The following is a 16,689-nucleotide window of genomic DNA, read 5'->3' as shown; positions in this document are numbered from 1 at the left end:
ACGGTATGGCTGAAAGCCTTATCTTAGAGCCCCGGCGGCAAAGAATATTTCCTCGATGTGTGAAGAAACGACCCGCTCGGTACCCTATAAAAAGAAATGCCGCTCACCTTAAGTGAACGGCATTAGGGCAGTAGCCCTCTTTTTTGTCGGCAAATTTTATAGGTAAATTTGATTGGCTAAATGCTAAATTTGTTTCTGCGTTGGCTATTTTAGTTTCGAAGGTAGTTAACGTATACTTATCAAACGATTAGCTATTTTTATCAATTTTTATAGGCAATGATCTTAGCGTGAACTTGACCATATCACCGACTGCCAACCTAAACCGCCAACAGGGTTTTACCTTGTTGGAGCTAGTTGCGACTATCATAATTATCGGGATATTATCAGTATCAATCTTGCCGCGTTTTTCAGGCAGTGATGGTTATGAAGAATATGCATATCGAACCCAAGCTATTTCAGTGTTAAGAAATATTCAGTTGCGGGCGATGCAGCAAGCCTCAAGTACTTGTAATGAAGTGTATATTGATAACAAACATTTAGGCACTCCCGATGTTAATCCTTGTACTAACGGTCGTGGCTTTTCTTCTAGCTTTGGTGATGATAATTTATCGTCCTCTATGGCTACCGAATTAATCATTCGCAGTGATGGCGTGTCATTTGCTGTGCCTAGCAATTTTGTCATTGGATTTGATCGTATGGGTAAGCCAAGCGCTAGCTGTGATGGCGGCTGCGATATTTCCTTATCCGGTCTAGAATCATTGACGATACGTATTGAAGCTGAGGGTTATATTCATGCCTTGTAATGGCCAAATATCCAGAAGCACAAACGGTTTTACTTTAATAGAATTAATCATAGGCATTGTGGTTTTGGCTATTTCTTTTTCAGTGATTACTCGTTTTGTGATGCCAACTACCGTACAAAGTGCCAATCAACTCCACCAAATTCGCGCAGCTGAACTTGCCCAATCAATGATGAATGAAATAGTGGGTAAATCGTTTGACCATCACTCTGATCATGTTGGTGGCGTGAACCGCTGTGATCAAACAACTTGTACCTCGCCTGCTAATTTAGGGCCTGAAGAAGCATCCCGTGAGTTATATAACGATGTTGATGACTATATTTGCCTTAATATTGACGCAGCCTGTGCCGATGTTAGTAATTCGAAAGGCGAATCACTTGCCGCCGATTTATATCGAGGTTATCGCGTGACGGTAGATGTTCATTATGATGGCGGTTATAACGGCAACAATGATACTGCTATAACGCTCGCTAAACGTATTGACCTTGCGGTGCACTTACCGGATAACGAAGTGTTGCACTTTGCCACGTACAAGGCGAATTTCTAATGAAAGTCACCCGCGGGTTTACCCTCATTGAAATGACAGCAGTCATCGTGTTGCTTGGTATAGTATCTGTTGGTATTGGTAGTATTATTCGTTTTGGTAGCCAAGCCTTTGTTGATGTGAGCAATCGTGATGAACTTATTTCCAGTGCCCGTTTTGCAGTTGAACGCTTAAATCGAGAGCTAAGAGCGGCGCTACCTAATAGCGTTCGGGTCAATGAAAATGGCAGTCAGCAATGCCTTGAATTTATGCCAACCTTGGCCAGTGCCATTTATTTAGATGCGCCGGTTTTTCCCGAGCTGGCTAGCACTAAGGTCAATATTATTCGCTTTAATAACGACCTAGGGCAAGTCGAGCCTGGGGTGAATGTCGCAATTTACCCTATTTATCCTGATCCGCTTTATGGCACTAGTGATCGTATTTATCCATTGTCGTCATTAACAGCTATAGGTAATACTTGGACGGTAAACTTTGCTAGTGCTGTGCGCTTTGCAGAAGACTCGCCAACCAAGCGTTTATACTTTACAGGCAGTCCGGTAAGTTACTGCGTACTTGGTAGCGAGTTGTGGCGTTTTGCAAATGGTTATAGCGTTTTTGGGGGCATTCCTACTAATAATGGCACGTTAATGGCTGAATATTTACAGGTTGGGCACTTACCATTTTCCGTTGAACCGGCGAATCAGTTAAGGAATGCCATTATTCGGGCTTTATTGAAGTTTGAACGTAATAATGAACTTGTGTCTTTTAACAATGAAGTGCAGGTGCAAAATGTGCCTTAACCAAGAGTTCAACCTAATCAGAAAAACGCAAGCGGGTAGTGCCTTAGTTTTGGCAATTTTTATTCTTGTGGTGATGTTATTACTTGGTACTGCGCTAAGTAGAATGTTGTCATCATCGGCTGATAGCATCGCGTTTGAAGTGATAGGTATTCGAGCCTTTCAAGCCGCCAATATTGGCGCACAAAACCAGTTAACTAAGTTATTTCCGTTAAATGCCAGTGCAAAATATTGTAATGGTGATGATATTGCGCTGCCAGAGCCAGCAGATCCGGCTCCCGTTATTAATTATATGACCAGCTTTGAAGGGGTCACTGGGTTAAATAATTGCCGGGTATCTCGGATGGTATGCAGTGATTTTAAAGTTGATGACGTTGTTTTTTACCGAGTTCAATCTACGGGACAATGTGATATAGGTGAGCAAGTGATTGAACGAACCATTGAGCTAGAGGCAAGAAGTTTATGATGCGCTGTTATCAATGGTTAACCCTGTTACTTTTTAGCTTGTGGTCACAATTTGTTTGGGGGCAATGTTCGCCATACGCTGGAAAGGCGGTAATTAACGAAGCATACAACGGCAACAAAACCAGCCCATTTGTTGAAGTGTTTATGATAGATAAAACCATCAGTAGTGGTGTTTATAACAACTGGTCTGTAGGCATTTGTGCTAGAGATTCAAAAGGCAAAACGGGATGTGATAGTTACTCGTTGTCGAGCTTTACCAGTTATCCATGGCTTTTTGAACAAGTTAGTTCGAGTTTGCTGGAGTTTGATAAAGCAAGTTCAGGCGCAGGTACAGATATTATTTTACTTGATGAAAATAATCTGCCGATTGATTATTTAGTAGTAAATGGCTACATGCCCCAGCTGCAGGCGAGTTGTGGAGTAGCTGATCTACCTTATGCCGATACGATTAATATCAATAATGCCGGTGTTCGACTTATTTATCGTGTGGGTGATGGTGATGGCGATTATAGCTTTGCGCCAGGTGAAAAAGGTGAACAAACCCCAGGCTCTAGTAACCCGGGTACAGAGCCGCCAAGTTTAATCTATCAAATTATTCATGATGGTAATGGTATTACCTGTTTATCAGAAGCCGTGACTATCCGAGCATGTACTAATGCCACTTGCTCCACTACAGATACCTCAGAGAATGGTTCAATCAGCTTGTTAGTTAATGGCGTGTTTTCACAAAATATTAATCTTGTGAACGGCATAGGTGTTGGCAGTATCAATTATACCGATACCGTTAATAATGCCATCCTATCTTCAACGTCAGACTATCTTTGCACTAACACCAGCATTTCAGGAAGCTTAGGGCAAACAGATGCTGATTGTGGGCTAAATTTTAGTGATACTGGCTTTGTCATTAGTCAGATAGATAATCAAATAGCTGGTGTAAACTTTGATGGCATAACTATTCAAGCTGTACAAGCAAATGACACCGGCGCCTGTAGTGCACTATTTAATAACACCACAGATATTGGTTTTGCTATGCAGTATCAAGTACCGACCTCTACTACGGCTAATGAATATCAAATTAATGGTACGGCGATTGCGAAATCTGTTGGTGCGCCAACGGCATATACCAACATTAGTGTTGATTTTGACGAAACTGGTGTTGGTATTATTCCAAATAATGTCTATTTTGATGCGGGGCAAGTACAACTTCATGCCTATAAAGTGATTCCTGCAACGCCTGAATTATCTGCGGTAACCTTAATTGGTAACTCAAATAACTTTTGGGTAAAACCCGATCAATTTGTATTAACTAGCTCGCTAGCTGTTGCCACTGGGGTATATCCTGCTGGTGTTGATTTTGATTACCAAATAACGGCAGTAAATAGTCTTGGGCAAACAACAACCAATTATTTACCCGGTAGTGGCAGTGTTGGCGAAACTATTCAAGCATCAATACAGCGGGTTGCACCAGTTTCAACCGCAGCAAATGATGGCAAGTTTACCTTTGCTGATACCTTAGGCGAAGTACTTGTTGATACTAGTGAGAGTTTTATCGACCGAGGCTTTATTTTTAATGATGGTGTTGCTAGCGCTTCGACAGCCGAATATTCAGAAGTGGGTATGGTCTCATTAGATGTGAGAGATATTAATTATGGTGGCATCGGTCTAGAAATAAACTCAGACTTGATAAACTTAGGAAGGTTTACTCCTGCCTATTTTGTGCAAACGGTAGCAACTCATGGTGAGATTACTGGCTTGTGTGGAAATTGGGCATATACCGGGCAGTTATTAAGTGTAGGAGGCAATGGCGCTATTAATTATGGTTTGCAACCTGAGTTAATTATTGTTGCTAAGAATGGTCATGATATTACCACACAAAATTATCGAAACTTTGGTGTTGGTGATAATTATAGTTTTCTTGAAGATGATGATGTTGCGGTTATAACACCAAGCCAAGATTTGAAAAATGGTGTTGATGGGGTAACGCCTTATGGACTATCCGGCGTAATTAACACGGGTACTATTTCACAGCACTATGATGAAATTACTGGCGATATTCTCGCCGGTGAATTTACCTACCAGTTTAATGAATTTGATCACTTTGTTTATACCCGCGACGCCAACGCGGTCACCAATCCATTTACCGCAGAATTTGATATTCAAATTAGTGAAATTAGAGATGGCGATAATGTCGTTGACGGTGTTAATGCAGGAATACTTCCAGATGCGTTAACGCCAGTCGAGTTTCGTGAGTTAACTAATAGTCAGTTACAAATTCGTTTTGGACGTTTAGTGCTGGCAAATTCATTTGGACCAGAAACTTCAAACTTGCCTCAACCTTTATCAACGCAATATTTGAGTGATGCCGCTAATATGACGTTTACTCATAACAAGCAAGATAGCTGTACTTTGATAAGCAGTGCTGCAAGTGATTGGACTCGCACCGACAGAGATACCAGTAGTGGATTAACAGCTGCGCAAGTTAGTGTCCAAGGCGCTGGTGGGCAAATGATCAATGGTGTATATAACGGTGTTGAATTAAAAAGTGACAATGGGAATCAAGGTAGTGTAAATGTTGAATATACTACCTTGCCGTGGTTATTATTCGACTGGGCTGGTGATGGCTTACAAGACAACAACGCCAAAGCAGTAGCTACCTTTGGTCGCTATCGTGGTAACGACCGAATTATTTACTGGAAAGAAGTGAATAACTAGCCTTTGAGCTTCAAGTTTTGTCGGTATTTTGAGCAAAATAGCAGGTTAAGACAAAAAACATCGTAATTGCTACATTTTTTTCATAAAGTGTGCACACATCAGTTAAATACTGAGTTATGATAGTTCGATCAAAACACTAAAAAGATTGGAATAATCAAGTTCCTCAAGCGAACCTGCAACAGTAATAGGGTACTTCGTTAATATGTTTAAAAAATTGCGCGGAATGTTTTCTAACGATTTATCAATCGATTTAGGAACAGCGAACACATTAATTTATGTAAAAGATCAAGGGATTGTGTTGAATGAGCCCTCAGTTGTAGCGATTAGACAAGACCGTGCAGGCGGTTCAAAAAGTGTCGCGGCAGTGGGTTTAGCTGCAAAGCAAATGTTGGGTAGAACACCAGGTAATATTGAAGCAATTCGACCAATGAAAGATGGTGTAATTGCTAACTTCTTCGTGACTGAGAAAATGTTACAGCACTTTATTAAACAAGTGCACAGCAATAACTTTTTACGTCCATCTCCTCGAGTACTTATTTGTGTACCTTGTGGTTCAACTCAAGTAGAACGTCGTGCTATTCGTGAGTCGGCGCTTGGTGCTGGCGCTCGTGAAGTGTACTTAATTGATGAGCCTATGGCAGCAGCCATTGGTGCAGGCTTACCTGTATCTGAAGCAACGGGTTCTATGGTTGTTGATATTGGTGGCGGCACAACTGAAGTTGGCATTATCTCGCTAAATGGTGTGGTGTATTCTTCATCAGTGCGTATTGGTGGTGATAAGTTTGATGAAGCCATTATCAACTACGTGCGCCGTAACTTTGGTAGCTTAATCGGCGAAGCAACGGCAGAGCGTATTAAGCACGAAATTGGTTCGGCCTACCCTGGTGAAGAATTAGTTGAAATTGAAGTGCGTGGCCGTAACCTTGCTGAAGGTGTACCGCGTAGCTTTACCTTAAACAGCAATGAAATTTTAGAGGCATTGCAAGAACCATTAACTGGTATTGTCAGTGCTATTATGGTGGCGTTAGAGCAATCGCCGCCAGAGCTTGCTTCTGATATTTCAGAACGAGGCATGGTACTGACTGGTGGTGGTGCGCTATTAAAAGACTTAGATCGTCTATTAATGGAAGAAACCGGTATTCCAGTAGTTGTTGCTGAAGATCCGCTAACGTGTGTCGCCCGAGGAGGCGGTAAAGCAATCGAAATGATTGATATGCACGGTGGCGATTTATTCTCTTACGAATAACCCATTAAGTGCCAGTTTAGCTGGCACTTTTTCATTTCATGAATCCAATATTTAAACACGGTCCATCGCCTCAACATCGTTTGGCAATTTTGTTGTTGTTATCAGCAACTTTAGTGTTTTTCGACCATAAAATGGCAAGCTTCGAAAGTTTTCGTGGTTATTTACAGTCGTTAGTAAGCCCATTGCAATACATGGCTAATACGCCAAAAGAGTTGATGAACTGGGCGGCAGAAAATTTGGTTACGCGTAAAAAGCTAACCGAAGAAAACCAAGCATTAAAAATTAATGAGCTAAATTTCCATCAGCAATTGATGGAGCTAGATATTGTTAAAAAAGAAAATGCCCGCTTACGGTCACTACTCGCATCACCACTTCGTTCTGAAACCAAAAAAATGGTAGCAGAAATTTTATCTGTAGATAGTGACCCGTACAGTCATCAGGTGGTAATTAACCGTGGTGCCTATGATGGCGTTTATGAAGGGCAGCCTGTTTTAGATGAAAAAGGTATCGTTGGCCAAGTGTTACATGTGGGCACAACGTCAAGCCGAGTGATTTTAATTACGGATGTTAGCCATGCATTGCCTGTGCGCGTTAGTAGAAACGGTACCCGTTTAATTGCTACTGGCACGGGGCGCATTGACCGCTTAACACACACTCATGTACCACATAGTGCTGATGTTCAAACGGGGGACTTGTTGGTTACCTCCGGACTAGGTGGAAAATATCCAGAAGGCTATCCGGTGTCTACCGTGGTACTGGTGCGAAAAGATGAATCGCGTCCTTTTGCTCAAGTATTATCTCAGCCTGTCGCAGAAATAGATAAACTTAGGTATTTGTTATTATTGTGGCCGGCAGAGCCCGTAAGCATTTTTGCCACTAAAGCTCAGGTTGAAAAAGACCAAACAGCACCAAGCCAAGAAGATAAGAACAAAACAAAGGAGTCTTCTAATGCTAGCCAATAATGGGATCATGATTATATTCACCCTGCTGTTGGCGTTGATCGCAACGATAATGCCTATGCCGTTAAGTGTTGATGCATTTCGCCCTGACTGGGTGTTGGTGGTATTAATTTATTGGAGTTTGGCGCTGCCTAATCGAGTGAATGTTACTACCGCTTGGGTTATGGGGTTTATTCTAGATGTGCTTTTAGGCTCTACGCTTGGGGTCCATGCCGCTGCGATGGCATTAAGTGTTTATATTGCCGCAGTTAACTTTCAAAAAATACGGAATTTCTCTTTGTGGCAACAAGCGTTGATCGTTGGAGTACTAGCCGCGCTTTATCAACTGTTAGTGTTTTGGATGCAGCGGTTATTAACTGATGTGGTATTTTTACCAAGTTACCTGTATCCGGTATTTACCTCGATTGTGTTATGGCCGTGGGCGTTTTTATTGTTAAGAAAAGTGCGTCGTCACTTTAAAATATCCTAGCAAGGTGTGTGATGTCTTTTGTTTTAGCTTCACAGTCACCTCGTCGCCAAGCAATGTTGGCTGAACTTGGCTATCAATTTAATTGTGTTCCCGCAGATATTGATGAGTCGGTTAACGTTAACGAGGCACCAGAGGCTTATGTTCAGCGATTAGCATTAGAAAAAGCTGCTTGTGTGGCAAAATTACAGTCAGACACTAAGGTTGTATTAGGTAGTGATACCACCGTTGTTTACCAACAGCGCATTTTAGGTAAACCTGAAAGTTTTGGAGATTTTGCTGCTACCATGCAGTTACTGTCTGGTCAGTGTCATCAAGTTTACACGGCAATTGCAGCGGTAAAAGGCCAACACAGCGCAGTTAACGTTATCACCACGGATGTTTGGTTTAAGCCATTGTCTGCACATGAAATAGCAAACTACTGGCGCAGTGGTGAGCCGCAAGATAAAGCTGGTGGCTATGGTATTCAAGGGTTAGGAGCTCAGTTTGTCACTAAAATAAATGGTAGCTATTCAGCAGTAGTAGGCTTGCCCATTTTTGAAACAGTGCAACTTCTTCAGCATTTTGGTATCAATAATTCAATAACGGGTTAATCACAGGAGAGCACATGAGCGGTGAGTTGTTAATTAATGTTACACCGAGTGAAACCCGAGTCGCACTCATTGAAAATGGCGTGTTACAAGAGTTACATGTTGAACGTGAAGCCAAACGTGGCTTAGTCGGTAATATTTATTTAGGGAAAATCATTCGAGTGTTGCCTGGCATGCAGGCAGCATTTGTAGATATTAATTTAGATAAAGCAGCATTTCTTCATGCCTCTGATATTCACTCAAAATTGATAGTGAATGAAGACGGTACCGAAACCGAACAAATAGTGCCTGATATTCGGACGCTAGTGCATGAAGGGCAGTACCTTATGGTGCAAGTGGTTAAAGATCCGCTTGGCACTAAAGGCGCGCGTTTAACCACTGATATCACCATTGCTTCTCGCTATTTAGTATTAATGCCTAACGCCAGCCACGCCGGCATTTCCCAACGTATTGAAGATATTACTGAACGAAATCGTCTCAAAGATATTGTTGTACCGTATTGTGATGATAAGCATGGTTTTATTGTTAGAACGGCAGCCGAAGGCGCGGGTGAAACTGAATTACAGCATGATGCTGAATTCTTACGTAGAGTTTGGGCAAAGGTATTAGAGCGCAAACAACGCAAACAAGTTAAAGCTCCGATATATCAAGATTTATCGTTAGCATTTCGCGTGATCCGAGACTTTTACGGTACAGAGCTAGAGCGTGTTCGCGTTGACTCTAAGTTAAGTTTCGATCAACTTAGTGAATTTACTCAGGAATTCGTACCAAACCTAGCTGATGTTTTAGAATACTACCCAGGTGAGCGACCAATTTTTGATTTATTTGATGTTGAAGCGGAAATTCAGCGCGCGTTAGGTCGAAAAATTATGCTCAAATCGGGTGGTTACTTGATCATTGATCAAACCGAAGCCATGACCACTATTGATATTAATACTGGGGCATTTGTTGGTCATCGAAATTTGGAAGAAACCATTTTTAGTACCAATATCGAAGCTACTCAGGCGATAGCTCGCCAACTGAGATTGCGAAACCTTGGCGGCATTATCATTATCGACTTTATTGATATGGATACCGAAGATCACCGTAAACGCGTGCTGCACAGCCTTGAAATGGCAATGTCTAAAGACAATGTTAAATACAGTATTCATGGCTTCTCATTGCTCGGCTTAGTAGAAATGACCCGTAAGCGTACTCGCGAGAGTTTAGAGCATATTTTATGTGGTGAGTGTCCGTCATGCTTGGGTAAAGGCACATTAAAAACTGTCGAAACTGTCTGTTTTGAAATTCTTCGGGAAATTGTCCGAGTAAATCGCGCATACGATGCCGACAAGTTTATTGTCTATGCGTCTACTGCAGTTAGTGAGTCATTACTTAATGATGAATACCATAATTTAGCGGAATTAGAGGTCTTTATCGGTAAATTGATTAAAGTACAGACAGAACCTATGTATAATCAGGAACAGTTTGATGTGGTAATGATGTAAGCGCCACGCCTTATATTTTGTAGTTTTAAGACCAAAGTTTTCAATAACCAAGTTTTCAAGACCGAAGTTTTTAAACAGAGTCGTCAAGGTAAGAAATAGTTGAATATCACAGCACTTTCCAATAAATGGTTAAATCGAGCATATAAAAGTATCGCCATACTTTTAGTGCTTTTTGCTGTGTTAATTAGTAGTTTACGCCTGTTTTTACCCTATGCTCAGCACTATAAAATAGACCTACAAAATTATATCAATGATGCCTATGGCACCCAGGTTGAAATTGGTGCTTTGTCGATGGACTGGCAAAAGTTTGGCCCAGTATTGGTAGCAAAAAATGTAAGTTTAATTGATACCGAGTCAGTTGCGACTTTTATTGAAAACATCAATATTAAGGTGAATTTTTGGCGAACACTTCAACATAGAACTCTTATTACCCAAGGCTTTACCCTTGATGGTGCCAAAATATTTGTTAATCAACACGGACTAGAAAATAACACCGTTAGCGCGAAAAGCGCTGATATGTACGACAGGCTTTCAGAACTGTTTTTATTACAACTTAATAAGTTTTCGTTAGTTAATAGTCAGTTGATTCTCCGCACCGAAAGTGGTGATAAGCTCGTTCATATTGATCACCTAAACTGGCAAAATATTGGTTTACGCCATCGTGCAAGCGGTGAAATTATTGCTAAAGGCCTGTCGACCAACACGGTCAAGCTGCTACTTGATTTAGAAGGCAGTGAGCTTAAGCAAATGTCAGGTCAACTCTATGTAAATGCCGACAAGGTAAATTTAACACCTTGGTTAGATACTGTGCTTGCATTAGCTGATGAAGACACATATTCCGAAGTAAACTTCAATTATTGGTTAACGATTAAGAACGGCAAATTGCGTAATGCCCAACTTGATATTGGTGAGTCAGTATTACGCTGGCGACTAGCGGCGGAAGAGCATCAATTATCCATTGCACGGGCTAGCCTTAATGCTGATTTTACGACATGGGGCGTTAAATTACGTTCAACACCTATCGAACTCTTACTTGATAACAAACCATGGCAGCCGCTAAACCTGAGTGTTGATTTTGATGCGTTAGGCCAATTTGATTTGTATTTATCATCGCTCGATGTTGGTGGCCTTAGCACGTTAGCGCCTTTGGTGGTAAGTTCACCGTCACTGGCAACACTGATCGGCAACCTCGAGCCGCAAGGTACCTTAAACGACATTTATTTATCCAATAAAGGTAAAGCTTTGTCTGCCGTAGCAAAGCTGGATAACTATCAACAAGCATTTAGTGCAGGTATTCCTGGCGTGCAAAATGTAACGGCGGAACTAACGTTAAATGGCCAACAACTGTATGCCGATGTTAATGCCGTTGATGCCAGCTTAGACTTTGACAAGCACTTTCCTCAGCCAATTCCATTCGACCAAATTAATACTCAAATTCAATTAAGCTGGAACGATGAGGGCTTAAGCATAGATGCAAATCAAGTCGAATTTCAGTCCCCAAGTTTGGCATTAACGGCGCAGGTCAATGTTACTGTGCCAACAGATACTGATGCCACCATGAGTTTATTAGCTAATATTGAGCGTGGTGACGCGAAAGCGGCTAACTATTATTTTCCTCATTTATTAATGGGTGAAAAGTTGGTTAACTACTTAAACAATAGCATTATTGACGGTGAGGTTAATCGTGGTCAGGTGTTATTTAATGGGGCGTTTAAAGACTTTCCTTTTCACCATAACCAAGGAATTTTTGTTGTTGATGCCGACGTAACAAATGCTGAGTTTCAATTTGATCCTCATTGGCCAGTCATTAACAACTTGGCGGCTAATTTAAACTTTACCAACAATAGCATGCTAATAACCGCCGATGCTGGTGAATTAACAGGATTGAATGTTAAAGGCGTGACTGCTGGCATAAAAGAACTCAAAGGCGAAGGGGTATTATTGGTCAATGCCGATATTCATCAGCAGTTACCGAAAAATGTTACTGAGTTGATGGTTAATAGCCCGCTGGCAGCTAGTGTCGGTAAAACCTTAACTGCATTACAAGTAAGCCAACCGATATCTGGTGATTTTCAACTGGCGCTGCCATTACATCACGTTAAAGATGTTGTCGCCTCAGGTACGATTAACCTTCACAATAATGTCATTGATTTAACAACACCGGATATGCATTTTGACCAAGTTAACGGTCAAGTGTCCTTCCGTAATGAAGTGGTGACCGCTCAAGCACTTAAGGTAAATTGGCGAAATATGCCAATGACTGTTGCGGTTACTGGCGAAAATAAGCCTGATTATTACCAAACAACAATCGGGTTAACGGCAGGCTGGCAGCAAGAGCACTGGTTGGCACAAGTGCCTGAACGTCTCAAACATTGGGGAAGTGGCGAGCTAAACTGGCAAGGCAATATTGAGCTTAATATGCATCACGATGGTGGCTTTAGTTATAACGCTGCTATCGAAAGTAACTTACTAGATACTGATTTAACACTGCCAGTACCGTATCAAAAAACAGCTCAAACACCATTAACCGTAGTTGCTAAAGTCAACGGCCAAAAAGATAAATCGACCATTACCGCCAATGTTGGCGATGAGCTCAGCTTTTTTGGTGTGCTAGATCATGAAAAAACGCAGTTTCAGCGCGCTCATTTAGTGCTAGGTAATGAAGCCATGTTGTTGCCGATGGATGGCTTCCATATCACTACTAAGCTTGATGCTATTGAGTTTGCTAGCTGGCATGCCTTAGTGGGCGATATTTTAGCAAGCCTACCAAAACAAGCATCAGGTCATCCATTATTACCCGCGCCTGATCGCATTCGAGGCACGGTTAATCAAGTCGCTTTGCTTGGTGAGCAACTTAACAATGTGTCATTTAACTTATTAGATGAAGACGCTTGGTGGTTATTACGCCTTAATGCCAAACAAATGCGTGGCGAAGTTAAATTTTTCCCAAACTGGTTAGAACAAGGCGTTGAGGTTGATGCCGATTTTATTCATTGGCAAACCACGCCAGACCCTTCAAGTAAAGATCTGCCAGAAATTATTAAAAGCGCTTCAGCGCTTAATATTGCTAGTAATAACGCTAACAATCATGCTGACGAGAATGCGCAAGCTAATGCAGGAAGTGAAGTAGGAAATGAAACTGACAGTGTCGCCAAAAATGCGGATAAAGCAGCCGCCGAGCCATTTAATTATCAACAAGAATTAGTTGTTTTTAATCAATTTCCACCGTTTGAATTGACCTGTGATAGCTGCAAAATTAATGATGTTGATTTCGGGGAAGTTCACTTCTTAGTGAAAAGAGCAGGCGACCAGCTGCTTTTAAAAGATTTTAAAGCCAAACGTGGAAAAAACCGTGCAGATTTAACTGGCAGCTGGCAGCTAACGCCTGAACATTCAGTGACCTCACTCACCGGTAATGTCACCATTAACGACTTAGAGCGGGAATTGGAAAGTTTGGGTTTTGCCTCGATAGTTAAAGACAGTGGTTTAAAGGCTGATTATCAACTGAACTGGCAAGGTGGTCCTCAACAATTTTCATTACCTGCACTTAATGGTGAGCTAGATATTTCGATTGACGATGGCTATTTGGCAGATGTTAGCGACCAAGGTGTACGTATTTTTTCGGTATTAAGTTTGCAGTCATTGGTGCGTAAATTGACCTTAGATTTTCGCGATATATTCTCTGATGGTATGTTCTATAGCGCTATAAATAGCCATGCCGAAATTAAAGACGGCGTGCTATATACCGACAATATGAAAATGGAAGGCACCGCTGGCGATTTATCCATTAAAGGTAATACCGTGCTGGCCGATGGTTTACTTGATTATCGCATGAGCTATAAACCGAATTTAACCTCTAGTTTACCGGTATTAGCATGGATTGCGACATTGAATCCGGTGACTTTTTTAGCCGGTGTTGCCATTGATCAAGTATTTACCTCGCAAGTAGTCTCTGAAATTAACTTTGAGTTAACTGGTGATGTTACCGACCCGATATTAAAAGAGGTCAATCGTAAAAGCCGTAATGTCAGTGTTGGCCGTTCAACACCGCCGCAATTTGTTGAAAATCAATCTCAGCAAAGCGACACCATTTTAGACGATGGCAAACTTGAAAACCAAAAGCTAAACGACGGTAACAATTTACCTGACAGTCAATCTGATAAGCGAGAACACAATGACGGTTAAGCTTTCTGCGGTTCAGCTTTGTTCAGTGCCTAATATTAGCGATAACTTAGCTGCAATAGAACAACAGTTGGCAACGCTGGTCGAAGCAGCGCAAAATAAAGCCGAACACCATATAGTGGTGCTGCCTGAATGTTGTTTGTATTTTGGTGGAAAAGATAAAGATCAATTAGCCATTGCTAATGATGTTGATGCGACCAGCCAGATGCTTAATGGTTTAGCAACATTAGCCAAACGTTATCAGTTACATCTAATTGCCGGAAGCCTGCCGTTAGCCGGAAACTTACCGGCTAATAAGTTTAGTAATACTAGCGTATTATTTTCCCCAAGTGGTGAAATAGTCAGCCAATATCAGAAAATTCACTTATTTGATGTGGAAGTTGAAGACAGTGAAAAAAATTATTTGGAATCACGTTTTACCCAAGCGGGCCAACAGGTGGTGACCTGCGCATTAGATTTCGCACACATTGGCTTGTCGATTTGTTATGATTTACGTTTTCCAGAGCTTTATCGGCAATTAACCACATTAGGCGCCGATATTATTACCGTGCCAGCGGCTTTCACCCGAGTGACAGGCAAAGCACATTGGCAAAGCTTACTGCAAGCCAGAGCTATTGAAAATCAGGTATACATTATTGCGGCAGGGCAAGAAGGTATTCATGCCAATGGTCGTGAAACCTGGGGACATAGCATGATAATTAGTCCTTGGGGCGAAATAATTACTGAATTGCCAACAGGCGTTGGCACCATAAGCGCAGAATATGATGCTGCGCTGGTAAGTAAGGTACGAAATAGCATTCCGGTTACCAAGCACAATCGATTCAACACAGAGTTAATTCATGATTAATAAAGTAGAGCAAGCCTTGCTTGCTGACAGCCAGCTCGATAGAGCCGCATTAAACCAAACCTTAAATCATATTCATCAACATAGTGTTGATTTTGCTGATTTATATTTTCAAGCATCGCGCCATGAGTCGTGGATGCTCGAAGATGGCATAGTCAAAGAAGGTTCATTTAATATTGAACGCGGTGTTGGAATTCGTGCGATTTCCGGTGAAAAAACCGGTTTTGCATACTCAGACGATATTTCACTTGCCGCGCTAAATAAAGCGGCAGAAGCAGCCAGAGGCATAGCGCTACATGGTCAAAACGGCAATGTACACGTATTTACTGATGTTTCCGCTAAAGCGATTTATACCGATATTGATCCATTAGCCAGTCTTTCCCAAGAGCAAAAAATAGCGCTAATGCATGAAGTTGAAGCCCATGCTCGCAACGTAGATAGCCGTGTAAGTCAGGTTATTGTCAGCCTTTCTGGCGTTTATGAAGAAATTCTAGTCGCGGCAACCGACGGCACCTTTGCCACCGATATTCGCCCGTTAGTGCGATTAAATTGCTCGGTGCTAATTGAAGCCAATGGTAAGCGTGAACGTGGCAGTTCCGGTGGCGGCGCGCGTACCGACTATAGTTTCTTCTTTGAAGCGCAGGGCGATAAACCTCGTTATAAATACTACGCCGAAGAAGCAGTACGTCAGGCACAAGTGAATTTAGATGCTATCGACGCGCCAGCAGGTACTTTACCTGTGGTACTTGGTGCAGGCTGGCCTGGGGTACTGTTGCATGAAGCGGTAGGCCACGGTTTAGAAGGTGACTTTAATCGTAAAGGCTCATCGGCATTTTCAGGAAAAATTGGCCAGCAAGTAGCATCAGAGCTTTGTACTGTGGTTGATGATGGCACATTAGCGGGTCGTCGTGGCTCATTAAATATTGATGATGAAGGCACGCCAGGACAATACAATGTGCTGATCGAAAAGGGCATTTTAAAAGGCTATATGCAAGATAAGCATAATGCCGGTTTAATGGGCGTGCCAGTCACCGGCAATGGGCGCCGTGAATCATATGCTCACTTGCCGATGCCGCGCATGACTAATACTTATATGTTAGCGGGTGAAAGCACGCCAGAAGATATTATTAAGTCAGTAAAAAAAGGCATTTATGCGCCGAACTTCGCCGGTGGTCAGGTTGATATCACCTCAGGTAAATTTGTATTCACCAGTGCCGAAGCATATTTAATTGAAGACGGTAAAATTACCGCACCAGTAAAAGGCGCAACACTGATTGGTAGCGGTCCTGAAGCGATGAAAAAAGTCAGCATGGTAGGTAATGATTTAGCGTTAGATAACGGTGTTGGTGTGTGCGGTAAAGATGGTCAAAGTGTACCGGTTGGTGTGGGTCAACCAACATTGAAAGTGGATGAAATGACCATAGGTGGTACCCAGTAAATTCACAGCAAACTAAGCTATATTAATAACTGATATAAAATGCCGCACTTAATGCTAATGCCGTTCACTTAAGGTGAGCGGCATTTCTTTTTATAGGGTACCGAGCGGGTCGTTTCTTCACACATCGAGGAAATATTCTTTGCCGCCGGGGCTCTAAGATAAGGCTTTCAGCCATACCGT

General features: G+C 41.9%; 13 protein-coding genes. All 13 read left to right on the top strand.

The window, feature by feature from the left end; genetic code table 11:
- Window positions 1-293: 293 nt before the first annotated feature.
- Window positions 294-803 carry a type II secretion system protein gene (locus ACOB82_RS17575; protein WP_448214305.1) on the top strand — a complete coding sequence of 170 codons (510 nt, stop codon included), beginning with the start codon at window positions 294-296 and terminating at the stop codon, window positions 801-803.
- Window positions 793-1,347, top strand: a complete 555-nt coding sequence (locus ACOB82_RS17570; protein WP_448214304.1) for a type IV pilus modification PilV family protein — start codon at window positions 793-795, stop codon at window positions 1,345-1,347. The genes ACOB82_RS17575 and ACOB82_RS17570 overlap by 11 nt, the downstream gene beginning before the upstream one ends.
- Window positions 1,347-2,123, top strand: coding sequence for a PilW family protein (locus ACOB82_RS17565; protein WP_448214303.1), 777 nt, complete (start codon window positions 1,347-1,349; stop codon window positions 2,121-2,123). Before ACOB82_RS17570 ends, ACOB82_RS17565 begins: the two co-directional genes overlap by 1 nt.
- Window positions 2,113-2,586, top strand: coding sequence for a PilX N-terminal domain-containing pilus assembly protein (locus ACOB82_RS17560; protein WP_448214302.1), 474 nt, complete (start codon window positions 2,113-2,115; stop codon window positions 2,584-2,586). The genes ACOB82_RS17565 and ACOB82_RS17560 overlap by 11 nt, the downstream gene beginning before the upstream one ends.
- On the top strand, window positions 2,583-5,297 hold the full coding sequence (locus tag ACOB82_RS17555) for a DUF6701 domain-containing protein (RefSeq protein WP_448214301.1): 2,715 nt from the start codon (window positions 2,583-2,585) through the stop codon (window positions 5,295-5,297). Before ACOB82_RS17560 ends, ACOB82_RS17555 begins: the two co-directional genes overlap by 4 nt.
- Before the next feature lie 202 nt (window positions 5,298-5,499).
- Window positions 5,500-6,543: a rod shape-determining protein gene (locus ACOB82_RS17550; RefSeq protein ID WP_169075266.1), complete on the top strand. Its 1,044-nt coding sequence runs from the start codon at window positions 5,500-5,502 to the stop codon at window positions 6,541-6,543.
- Window positions 6,544-6,581: 38 nt separating this feature from the next.
- Window positions 6,582-7,505: a rod shape-determining protein MreC gene (mreC, locus tag ACOB82_RS17545; protein ID WP_448214300.1), complete on the top strand. Its 924-nt coding sequence runs from the start codon at window positions 6,582-6,584 to the stop codon at window positions 7,503-7,505.
- Window positions 7,492-7,971: a rod shape-determining protein MreD gene (mreD, locus tag ACOB82_RS17540; RefSeq protein WP_448214299.1), complete on the top strand. Its 480-nt coding sequence runs from the start codon at window positions 7,492-7,494 to the stop codon at window positions 7,969-7,971. Before mreC ends, mreD begins: the two co-directional genes overlap by 14 nt.
- Before the next feature lie 11 nt (window positions 7,972-7,982).
- Entirely contained in the window at window positions 7,983-8,561 is a 579-nt protein-coding gene (locus ACOB82_RS17535) for a Maf family protein (protein ID WP_448214298.1), read from the top strand.
- 14 nt (window positions 8,562-8,575) lie between these two features.
- Window positions 8,576-10,045 (top strand): ribonuclease G, encoded by a 1,470-nt coding sequence (gene rng / locus ACOB82_RS17530; RefSeq protein ID WP_448214297.1) that lies wholly within the window; start codon window positions 8,576-8,578, stop codon window positions 10,043-10,045.
- Between the two features lie 99 nt (window positions 10,046-10,144).
- Window positions 10,145-14,230: a YhdP family protein gene (locus ACOB82_RS17525; protein ID WP_448214296.1), complete on the top strand. Its 4,086-nt coding sequence runs from the start codon at window positions 10,145-10,147 to the stop codon at window positions 14,228-14,230.
- Window positions 14,220-15,074 carry a carbon-nitrogen hydrolase family protein gene (locus ACOB82_RS17520; protein WP_448214295.1) on the top strand — a complete coding sequence of 285 codons (855 nt, stop codon included), beginning with the start codon at window positions 14,220-14,222 and terminating at the stop codon, window positions 15,072-15,074. The genes ACOB82_RS17525 and ACOB82_RS17520 overlap by 11 nt, the downstream gene beginning before the upstream one ends.
- The gene (tldD, locus tag ACOB82_RS17515; protein ID WP_448214306.1) at window positions 15,070-16,509 is read left to right on the top strand and encodes a metalloprotease TldD; all 1,440 of its coding nucleotides are present in this window, start codon (window positions 15,070-15,072) and stop codon (window positions 16,507-16,509) included. The genes ACOB82_RS17520 and tldD overlap by 5 nt, the downstream gene beginning before the upstream one ends.
- Window positions 16,510-16,689: the final 180 nt, after the last annotated feature.

The organism is Colwellia sp. MEBiC06753, from assembly GCF_053470325.1.
This window is presented reverse-complemented; position numbering and strand designations above follow the sequence as displayed.